General features: G+C 63.5%; 15 protein-coding genes. 14 read left to right on the top strand and 1 reads right to left on the bottom strand.

The features are described 5' to 3' along the window. Nucleotides 1-71 precede the first annotated feature (71 nt). From B5X82_RS19875 to B5X82_RS19860, 4 genes are all read left to right on the top strand, one after another. Nucleotides 72-1,181 carry an LLM class flavin-dependent oxidoreductase gene (locus B5X82_RS19875; RefSeq protein ID WP_079649915.1) on the top strand — a complete coding sequence of 370 codons (1,110 nt, stop codon included), beginning with the start codon at nucleotides 72-74 and terminating at the stop codon, nucleotides 1,179-1,181. A 156-nt stretch (nucleotides 1,182-1,337) separates the two neighbouring features. Next, nucleotides 1,338-2,189: a crotonase/enoyl-CoA hydratase family protein gene (locus B5X82_RS19870; RefSeq protein WP_079649914.1), complete on the top strand. Its 852-nt coding sequence runs from the start codon at nucleotides 1,338-1,340 to the stop codon at nucleotides 2,187-2,189. A 17-nt stretch (nucleotides 2,190-2,206) separates the two neighbouring features. After that, nucleotides 2,207-3,142: an SMP-30/gluconolactonase/LRE family protein gene (locus B5X82_RS19865; protein WP_079649913.1), complete on the top strand. Its 936-nt coding sequence runs from the start codon at nucleotides 2,207-2,209 to the stop codon at nucleotides 3,140-3,142. Between the two features lie 53 nt (nucleotides 3,143-3,195). Beyond that, the gene (locus B5X82_RS19860) at nucleotides 3,196-3,789 is read left to right on the top strand and encodes a TetR/AcrR family transcriptional regulator (protein WP_079649912.1); all 594 of its coding nucleotides are present in this window, start codon (nucleotides 3,196-3,198) and stop codon (nucleotides 3,787-3,789) included. A 94-nt stretch (nucleotides 3,790-3,883) separates the two neighbouring features. Here the strand turns inward: B5X82_RS19860 and B5X82_RS19855 are convergent, their stop codons facing one another. Beyond that, on the bottom strand, nucleotides 3,884-4,987 hold the full coding sequence (locus tag B5X82_RS19855; RefSeq protein ID WP_268878255.1) for an LLM class flavin-dependent oxidoreductase: 1,104 nt from the start codon (nucleotides 4,985-4,987) through the stop codon (nucleotides 3,884-3,886). Between the two features lie 352 nt (nucleotides 4,988-5,339). Between B5X82_RS19855 and B5X82_RS19850 the strand changes: the two genes are divergently transcribed. The 10 genes from B5X82_RS19850 (at nucleotide 5,340) to B5X82_RS19805 (ending at nucleotide 18,979) form a co-directional block, all read left to right on the top strand. After that, a complete protein-coding gene (locus tag B5X82_RS19850; protein WP_079649910.1) occupies nucleotides 5,340-6,032 on the top strand; it encodes a TetR/AcrR family transcriptional regulator in 693 nt (230 codons plus the stop codon). A 207-nt stretch (nucleotides 6,033-6,239) separates the two neighbouring features. Beyond that, complete coding sequence (locus tag B5X82_RS19845) at nucleotides 6,240-6,590, top strand: DUF1330 domain-containing protein (RefSeq protein WP_176152635.1); 351 nt, start codon at nucleotides 6,240-6,242, stop codon at nucleotides 6,588-6,590. A 112-nt stretch (nucleotides 6,591-6,702) separates the two neighbouring features. Next, nucleotides 6,703-7,416 (top strand): nitroreductase, encoded by a 714-nt coding sequence (locus B5X82_RS19840; protein ID WP_176152634.1) that lies wholly within the window; start codon nucleotides 6,703-6,705, stop codon nucleotides 7,414-7,416. A gap of 50 nt (nucleotides 7,417-7,466) precedes the next feature. Further along, nucleotides 7,467-8,051, top strand: a complete 585-nt coding sequence (locus tag B5X82_RS19835) for a hypothetical protein (protein ID WP_079649908.1) — start codon at nucleotides 7,467-7,469, stop codon at nucleotides 8,049-8,051. A gap of 195 nt (nucleotides 8,052-8,246) precedes the next feature. Beyond that, nucleotides 8,247-10,595, top strand: a complete 2,349-nt coding sequence (locus tag B5X82_RS19830) for a TonB-dependent receptor (RefSeq protein ID WP_176152633.1) — start codon at nucleotides 8,247-8,249, stop codon at nucleotides 10,593-10,595. Between the two features lie 75 nt (nucleotides 10,596-10,670). Next, entirely contained in the window at nucleotides 10,671-12,287 is a 1,617-nt protein-coding gene (locus B5X82_RS19825; protein ID WP_079649906.1) for a spinster family MFS transporter, read from the top strand. Next, nucleotides 12,280-13,830: a class I adenylate-forming enzyme family protein gene (locus B5X82_RS19820; RefSeq protein WP_079649905.1), complete on the top strand. Its 1,551-nt coding sequence runs from the start codon at nucleotides 12,280-12,282 to the stop codon at nucleotides 13,828-13,830. The genes B5X82_RS19825 and B5X82_RS19820 overlap by 8 nt, the downstream gene beginning before the upstream one ends. 130 nt (nucleotides 13,831-13,960) lie before the next feature. Then, nucleotides 13,961-16,171 carry a TonB-dependent receptor gene (locus tag B5X82_RS19815; RefSeq protein ID WP_176152632.1) on the top strand — a complete coding sequence of 737 codons (2,211 nt, stop codon included), beginning with the start codon at nucleotides 13,961-13,963 and terminating at the stop codon, nucleotides 16,169-16,171. A 29-nt stretch (nucleotides 16,172-16,200) separates the two neighbouring features. Further along, complete coding sequence (locus B5X82_RS19810) at nucleotides 16,201-18,303, top strand: PQQ-dependent dehydrogenase, methanol/ethanol family (RefSeq protein WP_079649903.1); 2,103 nt, start codon at nucleotides 16,201-16,203, stop codon at nucleotides 18,301-18,303. 43 nt (nucleotides 18,304-18,346) lie between these two features. Next, nucleotides 18,347-18,979, top strand: a complete 633-nt coding sequence (locus tag B5X82_RS19805) for a VOC family protein (protein ID WP_176152631.1) — start codon at nucleotides 18,347-18,349, stop codon at nucleotides 18,977-18,979. Nucleotides 18,980-18,981: the final 2 nt, after the last annotated feature.

Below are 18,981 nucleotides of genomic sequence, written 5' to 3'. Positions count from 1 at the left end.
CAATGAAGGGGTTGCCAAATTAGCCTAATTACAATTAGTCTAAATCCAAGTGATGCTGAGCGGAGGCTGTGATGGAAGTGGGGTTGGGACTGACGTTCCAGAATCTTAAGGATCGGGTGAGCGACATCGACGTGTTCCGGCACGAGCTCTCGCTTGCCGCCCGCGCGGAAGATCAGGGCTTCGATTCGGTATGGACGCCCGAGCATCATTTCACCGGCTACATGATGACGCCGAACGTGCCGCAGTTCCTGTCCTGGGTCGCGGGGCAGACGAAGCGGATCAAGCTGGGCACCACGGTTACCGTTCTGCCCTGGCAGAACCCGGTGCGGATCGCCGAGAGCTTCCTGCTTCTCGACCAGTTCTCCGAGGGGCGCGCGATCCTGGGCATCGGTCGCGGATTGGGCAAGGAGGAGTTCGACGGCTTCGGCGTGCCGATGGGCGAGGCGCGCAAGCGCTTTCGCGAATATGCCGAAGCGCTGCTCGAGGCCCTGGAAACCGGCGTCATGGAATATGACGGCGAATATCTGAAGCAGCCGCGCGTCGAATTGCGGCCCCGCCCCTATGCCAGCTATCGCGGCCGCGTCTTCGCCTCCGCCGTGTCGCCGGAATCGGTCAAGCTCATGGCCAATCTCGACGTCGGGCTGATGATCATCGCGCAAAAGCCCTGGAACCGGGTCGAGGAGGACATCGTCTCCTATCGAGAGCGCTTCTTCGCGATGCAAGGGCGCCCGGCACCCAAGCCGGTGGTCGTGGCGTTCTGCGCCGTCAACGAGGACGCTGCCAAGGCAAGGGAGATGCGCGACAAATATCTGGTCGAATATGCCCGATCGACCTCCGCCTTCTACCAATTCGGCAACAAGGAATTCGCTTCGATCGAAGGCTATGAATATTATGGCGCTCTTGCCGCCAGCGTTGAAAAGAACGGCATCGAGAAGTTCAATAATTTCCTCGCCGATCTGCAGATCTGGGGCCGTCCTGAAGAGGTGCTGGAGAAGCTGAAGGAGATGGTCGAGCGATTCGATATCGGCAGCTTCATCATCTACACCCAGTTCGGCGATATGCCGTTCGACGTGGGCCGCGAAAATTACGAGTTGTTCGCGCGCAAGGTGCTGCCGCATCTGAAGGACATCGACGTGTCGGCGCCGGTAGCGCCGCCCGTCGGGGCGCAATCGGTCGCCTGAGGATCCTAGAGCGGTTCACGATCCGATTGCATCGGATCGGCCGCCCTAGACCATTGTTTTACCGCGATTTCCGAGCCGGCAGATGTTTCCATCTGCCTAGAAATCGCTCTAGGCCAGTTCCAGAGGGGCGGGCGTGGAAGGATGAGGAGGGAGCGGATGACGGACGAGGCGCCTTTGCTTCTTTACGAGGTTCGGGACGGTACGGCGTGGATCACCCTGAACCGTCCCGAGAAGCGCAACGCGCTCAGCGAGCCGTTGCAGGAAAAGCTCAACGCGCTGCTGTGGGAGGCGGACGAGGACAATCGCGTCCATGCGGTGGTCCTCCGTGCCGCCGGACCGGACTTTTGTTCGGGATATGACCTTCAGAAATATGACCAGCCGATACCAGGACAGGTCGATCATCGGCGCGGACGCGCTAAGTTCGACGACGACGCATGGCATCAGGAGCGAGCGCTGCGCCTGCGGATGGCGCTGTTCGACATGCACAAGCCGGTGATCGCGCAGGTGCATGGCCGCTGCCTGGCCGGCGGCACGGACCTTGCCCTGATGTGCGATATGGTCATCTGCGCCGACGACGCGATGTTCGGCTTTCCGTCCGCGCGGTCCCAAGGGTCGCTGCCCAGCCACATGTGGCTGTACCTCGTCGGGCCGCAATGGGCGAAGCGACTGCTTCTGACCGGAGATTCGATCCGGGGCGACGATGCCGTGAAGATCGGGTTGGCGATGAAGGCGGTACCCGCCGACCGGCTCGATGCCGAGGTTGAGACTTTGGCGGCGCGGCTCGCGTTGATCGACGCCGACCTGCTGAGCGCCAACAAGCGGATCGTCAATCTGGGGCTGGAATTGATGGGCGCCCGCACCCTCCAGCGCATGGCGGCGGAGATGGACGCTCGCGGGCATTTGGCGGCCAGCCGCACTCGATTCAACGAAACCGTGCGGATGGAAGGGCTCAAGGAAGCGGTGCGTCAGAGGGATGAACCATTCGGTGATCCGGTCGTCAAATTATAGGATCGAGGGATCGGCATATGATGGAAGGCGAAGGCTGGCGCTGTCTTTGGGACGCGAAGGCGATCCTGGGCGAAAGCACCATATGGGACGATCGCGACGGCTGCATCTATTGGGTCGATATCGAAGCGCCCAGCATCAATTGGTATCATCTGGAAAGCGGGGCCAAGGGCCGTTGGTCCGCGCCCGTCTGGGTCAGCGCCATCGCGCCGCGTGCGTCGGGGGGCTTCATCGCATCCTGTGCGGAAGGCTTTGCCCATGTCGATCCGAAACGGCAGGTCTACCAGCCCATCATCCACCCTATTCCCAATCCGAAGGTGGCCCGCCTGAACGACGGCGTTACCGACCGTCAGGGCCGCTACTGGTCCGGTTCGTGCGATTCCAGCCAGTGGGACGAAAGCACCACGGCGGAGGACAAGGAAAGCACGCTGGGCAATCTGGACAAGCGCAGCACGGGCGAGCTGTACCGGCTGGACGCCGACGGTACGGTCAGCACCCAGGAGCGAAACATCGTGACCGCCAACGGCCCGGCCTTCAGCCCGGACGGCCGGGTCGCCTATGTGAACGATTCCATGCCGCTCGTGAGCTGGGCCTATGATGTGTCCGGGGACGGCCAGCTTTCCAACCGACGCGATTTCCTGACCTTCAAGCCGGAAGACGGCTATCCCGATGGCATGGCGGTCGACGTCGAAGGCTGCATCTGGATGGCGTTCTACGAGAGTTGGATGCTGCGTCGTTATGCGCCCGATGCGACCTTGCTGGAGGAGCGGCGGCTGCCGGTACGTCGGGGCTTGCGTCCGGCATTCGGCGGCACTGATCATGGCCGGCTGTTCCTGATCACCGGGTCGCAGGGCTATGGTGAGGACGCCTTTGCGAGGGAGCCGCTGGCAGGCGGATTGTTCGAAATCCTCGATCCTCCGGCCGCGGGCGTGCCGACGGTGCCTTTCGCCGGTTAGACGCGGATGGCGAGCGGGGCTTTCCTTCCCTCATATTCCAGCTAAGAGAGCGCATGGCACACGCAGACAATGGCCGAACGCGCATTCTGGATTCCGCTGCCGCGGTGTTGCGGCAGAAAGGTTTGGCGGGCGCCAAGCTGAGTGAGATCGCGAAGGGCGCGGGCATGCTGGCGCCCAGCATCTATCATCACTTTCCGTCGAAGGACCATCTGGTCGAGGAAGTGATGATGGAAGGCATCTATCGCAACAACCGCCACATCATGTCGCGGGTCGAAGGGATGGGGCCCGGCACGTCGCCGATGGTGCGCCTGCGCACCGCGATCGTCGCGCATGTCGACTTCCTTTTGACGGGCGACGATTATTCCTCCGCCGTCGCGCGGATCTTCGACGACTTGCCGGAAGAGATGCGCAAGCGCGTGCTCGCGGCCTATTCCAGCTTCGATAATTATTGGCGCGATCTGATCGTCGCTGCGCAGGCCGATGGCACGGGATCGAAAGCCTTGGACGCGACGGTCGTGCGCAAATTTCTGATAGCGATGCTCGATTCCTGCTCGTCCTGGTATCGGCCGGGCAAGCTCAGTCCTGCGCAGATCGCGGAACAGGCCGCTGATCTGCTGTTGTTCGGCTTCGCGGCAGAGCGGCCCTGACAACCGGCGCAGGCGGCTGGCTGCACATATGGCGAAAAGGGACGGAGGATCGACGATCCTCCGTCCCCTTGCTCGATTTCAGCGAATGTACGGGTCAGGCGGTGACGGCCTCGCTCGTCACTTCGCGGGCACCAGGCAGCGTGATGCGGGGCGCGACTTCCTTCGCAAGCAGTTCCAGCGAATAGAACCAGGGCGACGGATCGTCATAATAGTCGTGCGCCTCGACCTGCAGCGTGCCCCAGCCGCCGCATTGTTCGAACAGCGTATTGAGCTTGTCGACGACCGTGTCGGGTGAACCCACGACAAAGACATTGTCGACCAGGAATTCGAGATCGGCGTCCTTGGGATCGATGCCCGCATCCTTGGCGAAGCCGTCCATCATGCCGAAGCGATGCCAGATCGGGATCAGATATTTGCTGAAGCAATAACCGATCGGCCCCTCCATGACGAGGCGCTTCGCTTCCGCGTCGGTATCCGCGCAGAAGACGGTCTGCGAGACGGCGTGGCGCTGACGATCGGGGGTGAAGCCGGCCTTGATGTTGGCTTCCGAATAGATTTCCCAGTGCCGCTTGAGCGCGTCGAGACCCGAGAAGATCGAGACAGGCTTGAAATTCCTTTCGCCCGCGAGCTTCATCGACGGCGAATTCTGGCTGAAGCCGGTGACGGCGAATTCGGGGAAAGCCCCGTTCCAGGGAGAGAAGTCGGCAAGCATATGCTGCTCGTCCTCCTCGGTTTCCGCAGGCGTCTCCTCAGGAAAGCCCGCATCCCAATATTTGCCTTCGTAGAAGAAGGGTTCGCGCTTCCAGATCTTTTCCATGATGGTCAGCGACTCGCGGACCATGTCATTCAGCATCTGCGGCTCTGCATCCTTGATGCCATGGATGTAGGAAGCTTGCGGGTAGGCGCCAGCGCCGATCCCCATGAAATAGCGGCCTTCCAGTATCTGCGACAGCCAGCCCACCATGATGGCAAGCTTCGCGGGATGCTGATGCGGCAGGATATGGGCCATCGGCGCGAACTTGATCTGGCTCGTCTGTAGCGCCGCGGCTGCCATGATCAGTTCGGGATTGGGAATGTTCTCCCAGATCTGCGAGGCATGTTCGGAGATCATCATCGAGGTGAATCCCACCCTGTCGCAAGCGACGGAGTTCTGGACGCCCCATTCGAACGTTTGCCGAGCCGTCCGGCCCGGGCGCATATAGGGGTGGAAAATAAGACCCGTTTCCATCGCCATGAACTTCTCTCCCTCGACGTGGGCAGCATGCCCGCGGCCATGGCGGCGGGCTGTCGACCTCGACTAACAACGATTAGGGAGTAAGCCTTGGAGCATTTTTAAGTCAAGTGTAAATTGGCTGATGCCGCCCTCGTCGTGGCGCCGAAAGGGGGGATTGGATTGGCAATTTCTAAATATGAACCTGAAAAATATGGACTTTGGAGCGAGGTATGGTTTTTGCTGTGGCAGCGGCTCCGCCCCTGGCCTATGTATGGCGGAGCGGAATTTTGCGGGTTCTGCAAGAGAATCATATTACAAATGTTTTAGGATGGCAGGGATGGCCGAAGAGAAGGATGTGTTGAGCGACGTTCCGTCCGGAGAGATCATGGACGCAAAATCGCGGCTGATTTTGGCTGGCGAGCAGTTGTTCGCAAAAGGGGGGATCCACGGCGCATCGATGCGAGAGATCGCCACCCGCGCCGGCCAGGGCAACCATGCTGCCGTACAGTATCATTTCGGCTCTCGCGAAGGGCTCGTGCGGGCCATTTTCGATTACCGCATGGAGCAGATGGAAGAGGCGCGCGGCATGATGTTGGCGCGCGCGGAAAAGGAAGGACGGCTGAAGGACGCGCGGACGATATTGGAGATCATCCTGCTCCCGCAGCTCGATCTTCATGACGCCGACGGCCATCATTCCTATGCAAGCTTCCTAAGCCAGTATCTGCTCCAAAGCCGCTCCCCCGAATTCGGTGACTTCGGCGGCTCCGAGCCGCCCAATCTCACGCGCGCGCTTCGGCTGTTGCGGGAGCGCGTCGACTATCTGCCGCCTTATGTCGCGCAGCGCAGGTTGATCAGCATCAGCCTCATGTTCCTGAACATCCTCGTGAGGCATCACGGGACCGATCATGCCGATTTCGGTGAGAGCTTCGAGGTGGCCCTCGAAGACACGATGGAGCAGATCGTCATGGTGATGAGCATGCCGCTCCGGCTGGGGCCGGAGCGTCGACGACGCGCGCAGGACGGGGAATAGCATCCCGTATCGGCCACAACACGGACCAGGTCGGCGCAATGCCGCGGAGGTTTCTATCGGCTTGACAATTTATTGAAACGTTTCATTTTTAATGCCGCTCTCTCCGCGATTCCGATTAGGCGAGATGGCATCTCGTGACGCTGTCCTATAGGGATGGCGGCCACTCACAGGATGGAGCCGGCGGCTCGGACGTCCAAGGGGAATGCTGTGAAGTGCTATCTGCTGGGCAATATCGTCGTCGCCGATCGCGAGCGCTTCGCCGAATATCTGGAGAAGGTGCCCGCGGTGATCGCGCGTCATGGCGGACGCTATGTCGTTCGCGGCGGAACTGTGCATCCGCTGGAAGGGAACCTCGGCGTCCAGAGGATCATCCTCCTCGAGTTCGACTCGCGGAAGGCTGCCGAGCGCTTCTACAACAGCAAGGACTATGCGCCGCTCAAGCAGCTGCGGATGGAGACGGCAGAGTCGCAGGTCATGTTCGTCGATGCGCTGGGGCCCGATTATGTCCCGGGTCCGGACGGCGACATCAACCGCGCCGTACACAAGAGCCGCCTTTAGGCCCGAACCCCCTGCCGTGCTGTTTGCAAAATATGAAACGTTTCAATTTTTGGTTGCAGGCGGCTCCAGAGAGGATTAGGCGTGTGCTCACATCATCTTTGAAGGGTTTCTGATGTTGAATGCTCGCGCCGAAACCGGAGACCGCGATAGGATTGCGGCTAAGTCATTCCGCGACGTCGTCCGTGAGCGCTACTCCGCGCGGACCTATCTGCCCGAGCCAGCGCCCGAGGCCGTGATCCGGTCGGTGCTGGAGGATGCCCAGCGTGCGCCGTCCAACGCCAATATCCAGCCCTGGCAGGTTCATATCGTGTCGGGCGAGGCGCGCGACCGGGTGAGCCGGGCCTTGCTGGCGGCCGAGGCGGCGGGCCGGATGACGCCCGATTATCCCTTCGGCTATGATGAGCTTTACGGTGCCTACAGCGAACGCCAGGTGCAGCAGGCGGAAGAATATTATCGATCGATCGGCGTGGCACGCGAGGCGAAGGACGATCGGCGCCTCGCGTTGCTCCGCAACCTCGAATTCTTCGGCGCGCCGCATGCCTGTTTCCTGTTCATGCCGTCCTTCTACGACGGCGTGCGGATCGCCGGAGATGTCGGCATGTATGCGCAGACCTTCCTGCTGTCGCTGACGGCCCATGGCCTCCAGGGCTGCCCGCAGACGTTGCTCGGCTTCTTCGCCGGAACGATCCGCGAGGAACTCGGAATCGATCCGAAGCTGAAGATGTTGTTCGGCATTTCCTTCGGCTATCCGGATACGGACAGCGTGGGCGGCCGCTACCGGATCGGGCGGGCGCCGATCGAGGAGAATGTCGTCCTTCACCGATAATCATCGAAGCAATCAATGGATGAGCGGCGATCGCCGGGAGAGACAGTGCCATGAAATATGATATTCGCCTGCTGACCAAGGCGGCCGATGATCTGCTGCGGACGGTGACCAATCCTCGGCACCGCAAGATCCTGATTAACTACCGCCGCCACGCGATCTTCGAAGTCTGCGGCCGTTACGACGACATCCTCGCCGAAGAGCTGACGGTGCCCGATCCCGAGTATCTGATGTATGTCGGCGGCTTCCCCGTCGCTTATACGGGACGGGAGCGGGTCGAGGCGCTCTACGCCTCGATGGTCAAGCTCAATGCTTGCGTCATGATGTTCGAGAATGAGGTGCTCCGCGTCGACGACAACGGCTTCTCGAGCCGTGCGACCTTCCAGATTTTCATGCCCGGAGCGGTGGCCCTTCATTTCGGCGCCCCGGTGGCGGGTGACCAGCTCGACGACATCTTCATTCAGACGACCGACCGGATCATGGTTTGGGATTATTCGGAGGATTGCCGCCTCAAGGGCGAGAATATCTGGGTCGGCGGGGGTACGTTCCGCCGGTGCCCCCCCGAGGAAGTGATCACCATTGAGGAATGCAACGAGCTGTTGATCCCGTTGCTCGACAAGGTGCCCGAGCCCGCCTGACGGGGCTCTTCGCAGATTTTGACTTCAGCAAGGGCGACAATCCTCCTTGGAACAGTTGCGATCTGAAAAATGAAACGTTTCATTAACTTGGGCATCCTGGAGACGTGTCGAGGGGTGCCGCGAACGATGCCGGCCGGTCGATCGGACGGTCTATTAGCTGCTCGAAAAGATAATCCGGCAGATGGGAGAGGCAAGATGAACATGGCATATGTGAAGGCTGTCGTGCTGGCGACGACGGCCCTGAGCGCGGGGGCCTATGCGCAGGACGTTCCCGTCGCAGAGGTGGCGGCCGGTGCGGACGATGCCGAGGCGGCGGGCCCCGCCGACATCATCGTCACCGCGCGCAAGCGGGCGGAGAATCTGCGTGACGTGCCGGTGGCGATCACCGCGATCACCGGCGACATGCTGGTGCGGCAGAATATCACCCAGGTGATCGACCTGTCGAAGACGACGCCGAACTTCACCTACAGCTACGGCGCCGCCAACACCTATGCCTATATCCGCGGCTTCGGATCGGGCAGCAGCGCCGGCTTCGAGCAGTCGGTCGGCAAGTTCGTGGACAATGTGTCCTACGGCCGCGACCAGGAGGCGCGCATCCCGATCTTCGACGTCGAGCGGGTCGAGGTGCTGAAGGGGCCACAGGTGCTGACCTTCGGCAATAGCGCGACGGCCGGCGTCATCAACATCGCGACCAAGAAGCCGGGCGACACTTTCCAGGCCGACGGCTCGATTGGATACGAATTCTACGGGCAGGAGCTGCAAGGGCAGATGGGCGTCACTGTTCCGCTGATGGACGGCGCGAGCTTCCGCCTGGCCGGGCTGTTCCAGGACCTCGATCGAGGGCGCTATCGCAACCCGATCAAAGGCAAGCGCGAGCCGCAGACCCGCAACTATGCCGTCCGGCCGACCCTGCGTCTGACCCCTGCCGACGGACTCGACATCGTGCTGAAGGCCGAGGTCGCACGGGTCAAGGATATCGGCGGTACGCTGGTTCCCGTCGGCCAGCCGCTGGTCGGGGCGCGGCCGCCCTATCCGGTCGCGGGCGACGACAAGAACCGCTACATCGACTATAATGTCGCGCCCTTCTTCTCGGACGAGATCCAGCAGCTCGACGCCGAACTCTACCAGGCCGACATCAACTATGACGTGCTGGGCGGGACGTTCACCTCGACCACGGCGTGGCGGAATTCGGACTCGCTGGTCCAGTGGGGCCTGGACGGCGTCAATCACGCGACGACCTATTTCAACCCGCAGTGGACCCATTTCCGCCAGTTCAGCCAGGAGCTGCGCTTCGGCGGCACCTTCGGCGATCTCGATGCGACGGTCGGCGCCTATTATCAGCGCGACACGCTGGCGATCGACGTCGCGCAGGAGTTCACGCTGGCGGGCCTGGGCTTCACCGGCGCGGCGGCGACGCCCTTCGCGCGGGTCTTCACCTATGACCAGAAGAACCGGGCCTGGTCGGGCTTCGTCGACCTCACCTATCATCTGACCGACCGGCTTAGCCTGTCCGGCGGCGTCCGTTACACGAACCAGAAGAAGTCGGCGGGGCAATCGGCCTTCGCGGCGGACATCATCCCGAACACCACCTTCGACACCCGGCGCGCCCGGCTGCTCGCCGCGCGCAATCCCGCGCTCGATCCGATCTATGCCGCAGTCTTGGGCGGGACCCAGCACAATTTCGCACCGGGCTCGCTGCGTCTGTCCGAGGATCATTGGCAGCCGCAGGCGATCGTCCAATATGAGGTCGCGCCGCGCAACAAGGCCTATGTGAAATATGTGAAGGGGGACAAGGTCGGCGGTTTCGACTACGCCTTCACCGGCGCCGACCCCGCGCTGGCAGGGTTCAGGCCGGAAAGCGCCTGGATGGTCGAGGCGGGCCTGAAGGGGCTGTTGTTCGGCGGCAAGCTCGATTACTCGATCGCCGCCTTCCGCGAGACCTTCTCCGATCTGCAGCAGTCGGCGGTGTCGGGCCTGACCTTCATCGTCACCAATGTCGGCAAGGCGCGATCGCAGGGCATCGAGCTGGAATGGCATTTCCGCCCGGACGAGCACTGGACCTTCGGCTTCAGCGGTTCCTATCTCGACGCCAAATACATCAACTTCCCCGGGGGGCCGTGCAATTCGCTGCAGAACGCCAACCTCGCGCCCGGCTGCGCCGGGACGCCGAGGGCACAGGATTTCTCGGGCGTGCCCACCCAATATGCATCGAAATGGACGGGCTCCTTCAGCGCGGACTATCTAACGCCGGTCGGGTCGGGCGAGCATCAGGTCGGGGTCGGCGTGACGATCTTCGCCCGCACCAAATATGACTCCAGCCTCTACAACGATCCGCGCATGGTGCAGCACGCCTATGCCGATTTGGGCGCGCATGTCGATTTCGGCGCGGTCGACGGTCGCTGGAACCTGTCGCTGTTCGGCCGCAACCTGACCGACCAGCGGCTGCTGGAATATGGTTCGGTGGTGCCGGGGAGCGGGACCGCCGTCACCGGTTCCTACTCGCGCGGCCGGCAGCTCGGCGTGAAGCTGAGCTTCAACATGTAGGCGGAAGGGGACTGGCGGTTGCGGCACCATGCCGCCGCCAGTCGCCGACGGGCCGGCGACCGGAAAGGAAGCGGGATGACGGGATCAAGGACGGCCGGCGCGCTTCCCATTGCGGAGCGGCCGCACGCAGCGGAGGGCGTCGCGGAAACCCCGGCGGTCGACAGCCCCTATGCTTGGTACGTCCTCGTGGTCCTCATGGGGGTCTATACGCTGAGCTGGATGGATCGGACGATCCTGTCGATCCTGGCCGAGGACCTCAAGGCGCGCTTCGCGCTGACTGATGCCGAACTCGGCTTCCTGCACGGCACCGCCTTCGGCGTATTCTACGCATTGTTCGGCTATCCGCTCGGTCGCCTCGCCGATCGCTGGAAGCGCATTCGCCTTCTGTCGATCTGCATCGGCATCTGGTCGGTGATGACCATGGCGTGCGGGGTGGTGGCGAATGTCGGCCAGTTGATTACCGCGCGCATCGGCGTCGGCATCGGTGAAGCGGCGGTAAATCCCTCCGCCTATTCGCTGCTGTCCGACTGGTTCTCGCGCGGGCGCCGCGGCACCGCGCTGGGCATCTACAGTGCGGGCTTCTACCTCGGCCAGGGATTGGCCTTCGCGATCGGCGGGCTGGTGCTTTTCCATTGGGCGGCATCCTTTGGCGATGATGGCCCCTTCGGCCTTCAGGGATGGCAGGTCGCTTTCTTCATTGTCGGCCTTCCCGGTCTGGCCGTCGCGGCCCTGGTATCCTCGTTGCGTGAGCCGCGCCGGGGGCTGTCGGACGGAACCCAGCCAGCGGAGGAGCGCAACATCTGGCCGCGCTTCCTCGACGATGTTGCGAGCGTCCTGCCGCCCTTCACCTTCTATCAGGCGGCGCGCAGCGGCAAGGCGATGCTGGTGGCAAATGTCGCGGCGGCGATGCTCACGGCATTGTGTGCCGGGTGGCTGATCGGTGCGACCGGCGATCGGTTGCAGTGGATCGCGCTCGGCATCGGTTGCTATGCGGCCTTCTCGTCAGCGCAGATGCTGCGGCGGCGCGATCCGGCGACCTTCGCGCTGACCTGGCGGACGCCGGCCTTCGTCCATACGATGATCGGCTTCGGTTTCGCTTCAATGCTTACCCTGAACATGGGTTTTTGGACCGCGCCGCTGGCGCTGCGCTCGCTGCCGGTCGACAAGGCGACGGTCGGCATGGTGCTGGGCATCACCGCGGCCGTCTGCGGGATGGCTGGGGTGTTCCTCGGCGGACGGCTGTCGGATCTGATGCTCCGCCGCTTTCCCGCCGGGCGGACCTACGTCGGCCTGGCATCGGCGGTGATCCCGGTACCCTTTGTGATCGGCATGTGCATGACTGGGAGCCCCTGGCTGTTCTTCCTGCTCAACGTCCCGGTCGTGTTCGTAGGGATCATGTGGATGGCGGCCGGTGCTGCGACGATCCAGGAGCTCGTCCAGCCACGGATGCGGGGCACGGCTTCGGTGACCTATTTCCTGGTCAGCACCCTGCTGGGCGCGGCGCTCGGCCCCTATCTGGTCGGCAAGGTCTCCTCGGCCACCGGCAGCCTGGCGACGGGGGTGATGGCCGGCCTGCTGGCGGTTCCGATCGCCTGCCTGTCGCTATGGCTGGCAGGCCGGCGCGTGCAGGCGGCCGAGGCGACGAAGGACGAACGGGCGTTGGCGGCGATGAAGGGGGCCGGGCGTGGTTGAGCTGACGAGCGATTATCTGCGGCGCGCAGCAGCGTCCCTTCCCGACGAGGTGGCGATCGTGGACGGCGGCCGCGAACTGCGCTGGTCCGAGGTCGATCGAAGGACCGACCGTCTCGCCCGGAGGCTGATCGCGGCGGGGCTGGCGCCGGGCCGCAGCGTCATGATCCTCGGTGAGAATTCGGCGGAGTTCCTGATCCTCTGCTTTGCGGTCTGGCGCGCGGGCGGCGTCATGGCGGTGGCGCATGCCTCCTTCGGCCCGGACGAACTCGACTATGCGCTCGGCAATGCCGAGCCGATCTTCCTGTTCGCGGAGAGAGCTTATCGGGCGGGCGCCGTCGCTGCGGTCGAACGCAGTGCCGCGCCGACGCTGATCTTCGATCTCACGCCGGGTATCGAGTCGCTGGCCGACATCCAGCCCTCCACCGGTGATCTTCCGCTGGTCGATCCCGATGCGCTCGGCGTCATCGGCTATACGTCGGGGACGACCGGCCGGCCGAAGCCGGTCGCGCATTCGCACGGGACGATCGCGCGCGGCACCGACGCCTGCGCGGCGATATGGCGGGTAACGTCCAGCGACGTGATACTGGTGGCGATGCCGCTGTCGTGGCTGGCGGGCCTCATCATCCTGTCGGTGACGGCAACCACGCGCGGTGCCCGCATCCACCTGCTGCGCCGCTTCTCCGCCCACGATGCGCTCGACGCGATGGTCGGGCAGGGGGTGAGCTTCTTCTTCGGCGCGACGACCATGTATGTGAAGATCGTCAATGCCTGGCGCCAGCGGCGACTTGTGGGTGGCTTCCGGTTGCGCTGCTGCATCTCCGGCGGTGAAGCGCGCAACGAGGCGGTGTTCGATGAGTGGCGGAGGATCACCGGCACGCCGGTGCTCGATTCCTACGGGGCGAGCGAATGCTGGCCGTTCGTCACGCATGATCCGGGCCTTCCGACCCTGCCGCCGCCTGGTTCGGCGGGCAAGCTGGTCGAGGGCGCGCAGATCCGCCTGCTCGATCCGGAGGGACGGGTGGTGCCGCGCGGCGAGGCCGGCGAGGTGCAGGGGCTCGCCCCGTGCATGATGATGTCCTACTGGAAGGAGCCGGAGCTGACTGCGAAGGCGATCACGCCGGACGGCTGGTACCGCACCGGCGACTATGCCCGCATCGACGCTGACGGCTATGTTCATGTGCTCGGCCGAATTGGCGACCTGATCCGGTCCGACGGCAATGCGGTATACCCTGCCGAGGTCGAACAGGTTTTGAGCGAGCTCGAACAGGTCGCTCAGGTGGCGGTCGTCGGCCTCCCCGATCCAAATCGGGGGCAGCGGGTGGCAGCGGCCATCGTCGTGGCGCCGGGCACCGCACTGGACGAAGCCGATGTGACGGCGCATTGCGCGGCACGGCTGCCGGCGTTCAAGGTGCCCGACAAGATCCGGATCGTCCGCGAACTCCCCCACAATGCGTCGGGCAAGGTCCTCCGGCGCGAGGTCGCCCCGATGTTTTCGCAGGATTTTCCTGCGGGGAATGCGTCGGCTTCACACCGGCGGGAATAAGCCACTTTACAAGCCGAAACCATATTGGCAGAGAAATTATGAAACGTTTCATTTTGAGAGGCCGCGCAGTCGAGACGGACGAGATCGATGGTCGGCTCGTCAAAGACGGCTATTCGGGAAAAAGGGGAGGATGACCATGCGTGCATATGACAAGGCCGACCGGGAGCCGCCGATCGCCGATGAACAGACGATGACCTGCCGGGCTCCTCGAGCGGTTGCTATGCTGGTTCGCGGCTCGGTGCTGGCGTGCATGGTCGCGCTGATGGCGGGAGCCGTCCAGGCTCAGGTCGCTACCTCGTCCTCCGCCGGCGATGCGGACGGCAACGCCGCCGAAGGCCAGCTCGAGGAGATCGTAGTCACCGCGCAACACCGCAGCCAGCGGCTGCAGGACGTGCCGGTCGCGGTCACCTCACTGTCCGCTTCCGCGCTCAACCAGCAGGGCGTGTCGAGCACCTCCGACCTGTCACAGGCGGTTCCGGGGCTGGTCTTCACCAGTCAGCTGAGCGCGGCCAACGCCTATATCCGCGGGGTCGGTTCACAGCTGTTCGGTCCCACCTCCGAATCTCCGGTGGCCGTCTATGTCGACGACGTCTACATCGCCAATCCGCAGGGCAATGTGTTCTCGCTGGCGGGGACCAAGCAGATCGACGTGCTCAACGGCCCGCAGGGTACCTTGTTCGGCCGCAATGCGACGGGCGGCGTCATCCAGATCCAGACGCTCGACCCCGGCAAGGATCTGAAGCTCGATCTTTCGGGCACCTACGGCAATTATGATTTCGTCGGGGCATCGGGCTATGTCAGCGGCGGTCTTGGCGAGAACGTCTCCGCCTCGTTGTCGGCGCTCTACGAAAATCAGGGCAAGGGCTATGGTCGCAACCTGTGCACGGGCGACTATGTCAACCAGCAGGCCCGGCACAATATCTCGCTGCGCAACAAGTGGCTGATCGAACTACCGACCAACACGGTCATCCGCCTGTCCGCCGACTATGCCCGGCTCGGCAACACCAACAGCTATCAGCGGCCGCAGGGATCGGTCTCGCCGCTGCCCGGCGCGGCCGCGCCGATCGGCTATCCCGGCGAATATAACAGCAATGTCGGCCTGCCCAATTTCACCCGTCTGAAGACAGGCGGCGTCTCCATGAAGATCGATCAGGAGATCGGGTCGCTGGCACTGACCAGCATCACCGCCTACCGCGAGCTTCGGAACAGGAATGCGCTCGATCAGGACCAGTCGTCGGTCGCCGCGATCGACCTGACCTGGCAGACTCGCTTCCATAGCTTCTCGCAGGAGCTACGCCTGCAGAACCGGTCGAGCGGCAAGTTCAACTGGATCGTCGGCGCCTTCTATTACAACGCCACCGGCGGCTTCAAAGACCTGCTGGCGGGCGGCGCGACGCTCATCGACTATGATGAGCAGAAGAGTGAATCCTACGCGGCCTTCGGTCAAGCGACGCTCGAGCTGGTCGATAACCTCAACCTGACCGGCGGTATCCGGTACACCACCGACAAGCAGGTCTTCCGCTTGCCGAGTTTCGCGCTGCGCGATAGCCAGGACGCGAAGAAGGCGACCTACCGCGTCGCGCTGGACTATAAATTCTCGCCCGACATTCTGGGCTATGTCTCATACAATACCGGTTTCAAGAGCGGCGGGTTCAATCTGCTCGCGCCCGGCAACTCCTTCCGTCCGGAAGAGCTCAACGCCCTCGAATTCGGCTTGAAGACCGAGCTGTTCGACCGCTCGGTCCGCCTCAACCTTGGTGGTTTCTTCTACCACTACAAGGACCAGCAGGTGTCGATCCCGAGCATCGGCGGCGACATCATCGCCAATGCTGCCGGCGCCCGGATCAAGGGCTTCGAGGCGAGCCTCGACTATAAGGCGACCAGCCGGCTGAAGATCAGCGGCGGCCTATCGCTGATGGAGGGCCATTACACCGACTATCCGGGTTTCCAGTCCTATGACACCAACGGCAACCCGGTGGGCGGCCCGATCAATCTGAAGGGCAAGGACACCGTCCAGACGCCAGAGTTCGTTGGCAATGTCTCGGCGCAGTATACGGTGCCGACCGAGGTAGGCGATTTCGCTGCGAATGTGGGTGTCCAGCATAATGGCGGCTTCTTCGCCGCGCCGGACAACCGGCTGGAGCAGCCGTCCTACACGCTGGTCAATTCCAGCCTGTCCTGGCTATCCAACGACAAGTCGGTCGAGGTGAAGCTGTGGGGCCGGAACCTGTTCGACGACCGCTATTTCATCCTGCAGTCGCCGAACCGCGCGCCGATCGGCGACACCCAGATACAGGCGCCGCCGAGGACCTTCGGCATCACCCTGTCCTATCACCACTGAGCATGTGAGCACGGGGTCGGACGGTGACGATGGCACGATGCCGACCCCTGAAGGCACGAGAGTCCGCGAGCGCCGGTCTGCTCCTGTCGCTGCTGCTTCTTGCCGGATGTCGGGAGGCGTCGGGGGGCTATCCCGGAGCCGACTGGGCCAGCCATCATGGCGGCTATGACGAGGGCGCCTATTCGACGCTCGACCGGATCGATACCGCGACCGTCGCGCGGCTGGGGCTGGCCTGGTCGCTTGACCTTCCCGGTGAGCAGACGCTGGAGGCGACGCCGCTCGCGGTCGACGGAATTCTCTATTTCACCGGCAGCACGTCGAAGGTCTATGCGGTCGACGGCGCTTCGGGAAAACTTCTGTGGTCCCATGATCCCGAGATCCACCGGCACATGCCCGATCACCAGCGGCTCATCTTCCCCGTCAATCGCGGCGTCGCCTGGTGGGCGGGGAAGGTCTATGTCGGCACGATCGACGGCCGGCTGATCGCGCTCGACGGCAGGACGGGACGCCTGGTCTGGAGCGTCGCGACGGTGACCGCAGGATCGCGGCAGACGATCACCGGCGCCCCGCGCGCGTTCGGCGGCAAGATCGTCATCGGCAATGGCGGGGCCGACCGCAATGCGCGGGGCTATGTCTCTGCTTATGATGCCGAAACCGGCAGGCGGCTCTGGCGCTTCCACACCGTTCCGGGCGATCCGGCCGAGGATGGCGACGACCCCGCGATGAGGATGGCGGCGCGGACGTGGAGCGCGGACCACTGGAAGACCAGCGGCGGCGGCGGGACGGTCTGGGACAGCATGACCTATGATCCCGAGTTGAACCGTCTCTATATCGGCGTCGGGAATGCCGGCCCATATGATCCGGCGGTGCGCAGTCCGGGCGGCGGCGACAATTTGTTCCTGGCGTCGATCGTCGCGCTCGATGCCGACAGCGGCCGCTATGTCTGGCATTATCAGGCCAATCCGCGCGAGGCGTGGGATTACAAGGCCACCGCGAACATGATCGCAACCGAGCTGAGGATCGACGGCCGGCGGCGCAAGGTACTGATGCAGGCGCCGACCAACGGCTTCTTCTACGTGCTGGACCGGGAAAGCGGAAAGTTGCTGTCGGCCGGGAAACTCGGCAAGGTGACCTGGGCATCGCATATCGACCTGAAGACGGGACGGCCGGTCGAACGTCCAGGCATACGCTATGAGAAGGGACCGTCCGATCTGTGGCCGAGCCCCTACGGCGCGCATAACTGGCAAGCGATGTCCTACAGTCCCAAGACGGGCCTCGTTTACATCCCCTATATGCAGCTGGGCGCCCGCTATTCGGCGCAGCGCGTGAAGGGGACCGATGGCAAGGAGCTGCCGCTGGGCGGCGTCACCATCAGCCCGCTGATGAAAGACCCCGAAGACGGCAAGGGCGCGCTCGTGGCATGGGACCCGCAGGCGGGGAAGATGCGCTGGAAGGTGCAGCATCCCTCGCTCTGGAACGGCGGCACGATGGCGACCGCCGGCGGACTGGTGTTCCAAGGCGATGCCGATGGCCGTTTCGCGGCCTATGATGCGCGCGACGGGCGCAGGCTGTGGAGCTTCGCCACCGGGCTGGGCATTGTCGCCGCACCGATGAGCTATGCCGTCGCGGGGCGCCAATATATCTCGATCCTGGTCGGCTACGGCGGTGCGACCACCCTGTGGCCCGACCTCGTCGACCGCGGCTGGAAATACGGCCGGCAACCGCGGCGACTGCTGACCTTCACACTCGACGGACGGGCGGAGCTGCCATCGACGCCCCCGCCCGACCGGACTCTCCATGCCGTCGACGATCCCGCGCTGGTGATCGACCCCGCCGCAGCGGCCGAGGGGGCCGCGATCTACGGCAATGAATGCGTCACCTGCCATGGCGGGGGACTGAAGTCGGCGGGGGCGCCCGGACCCGATCTGCGGGAGTCGCGGGCCGCGCTCGACCGGGATGCGCTGGCCGCGATCCTGCGCGAGGGCGTGCTGGCGCCGAACGGCATGCCGCGCTTCTCCGAACTGAGCGACGCACAGATCGCGGCGCTGCATATGTATATCCGGGATGGCGCACGCGCCGCGATCCGTGATGGTGCTGTGCGCAAGCCGTTGTCCGGGGGAGCGCGTTTCTGATGATGGGCAGCATCGACCAAAGCAACAAAGGAAGGATCAATCGATGACCGAGAGCAGCGCGCCGGCATGGCCGAACGGTGTCAGGGGGCTCAACAAGCTCGCCAGCCCGATACGGCAGATCGGGGTGATCGTTCGCGACATCGACGCGGCAATGCGCCATTGGACTGAACTGACCGGGATCGGTCCGTTCGTGGTGTTTCGGAATGTCGAGTTGGAGGACGATTACCGTTATGGCGGCTCGATCGCGAAGCCGCCGGTCGTCGACCTGGCGCTCGGCTATTCGGGGGCGCTGCAGTTCGAACTGATCCAGCAGCTCAACGACGCGCCGAGCGGTTATCTCGACTATCTTGCGGCGGGGCAGGAGGGCATGCAGCATGTCTCCCCCCAATTCGCCTCGCCCGAGGAGTATGACGCTGCCTATGCGCATCTGACTGGTAACGGGCTCAAGCTGGTCCATGAAGGCCGGATGAAGGGAACGCCGTTCCGCTTCGCCTATTTCTCCGCACCTGGCGGCGGCTTTCCGCAGTTCGAGATCAGCGAGGTCCGGCATCCTGCTCTGATGCCGGCTTTCGAGCGGATCGAGGCGCTCAACGCGGCATGGGACGGTACCACCCCGGCGGTGATCGAGATCCACGACATGGCCGACATGGGCCGGATTCTGGGTCTGGAAAGCTAGGC

The organism is Rhizorhabdus histidinilytica (assembly GCF_900167915.1).
GTDB lineage: Bacteria > Pseudomonadota > Alphaproteobacteria > Sphingomonadales > Sphingomonadaceae > Rhizorhabdus > Rhizorhabdus histidinilytica.
Note: the sequence above shows the minus strand (reverse complement) of the source record. Positions and strands in the feature narration are given on the sequence as shown.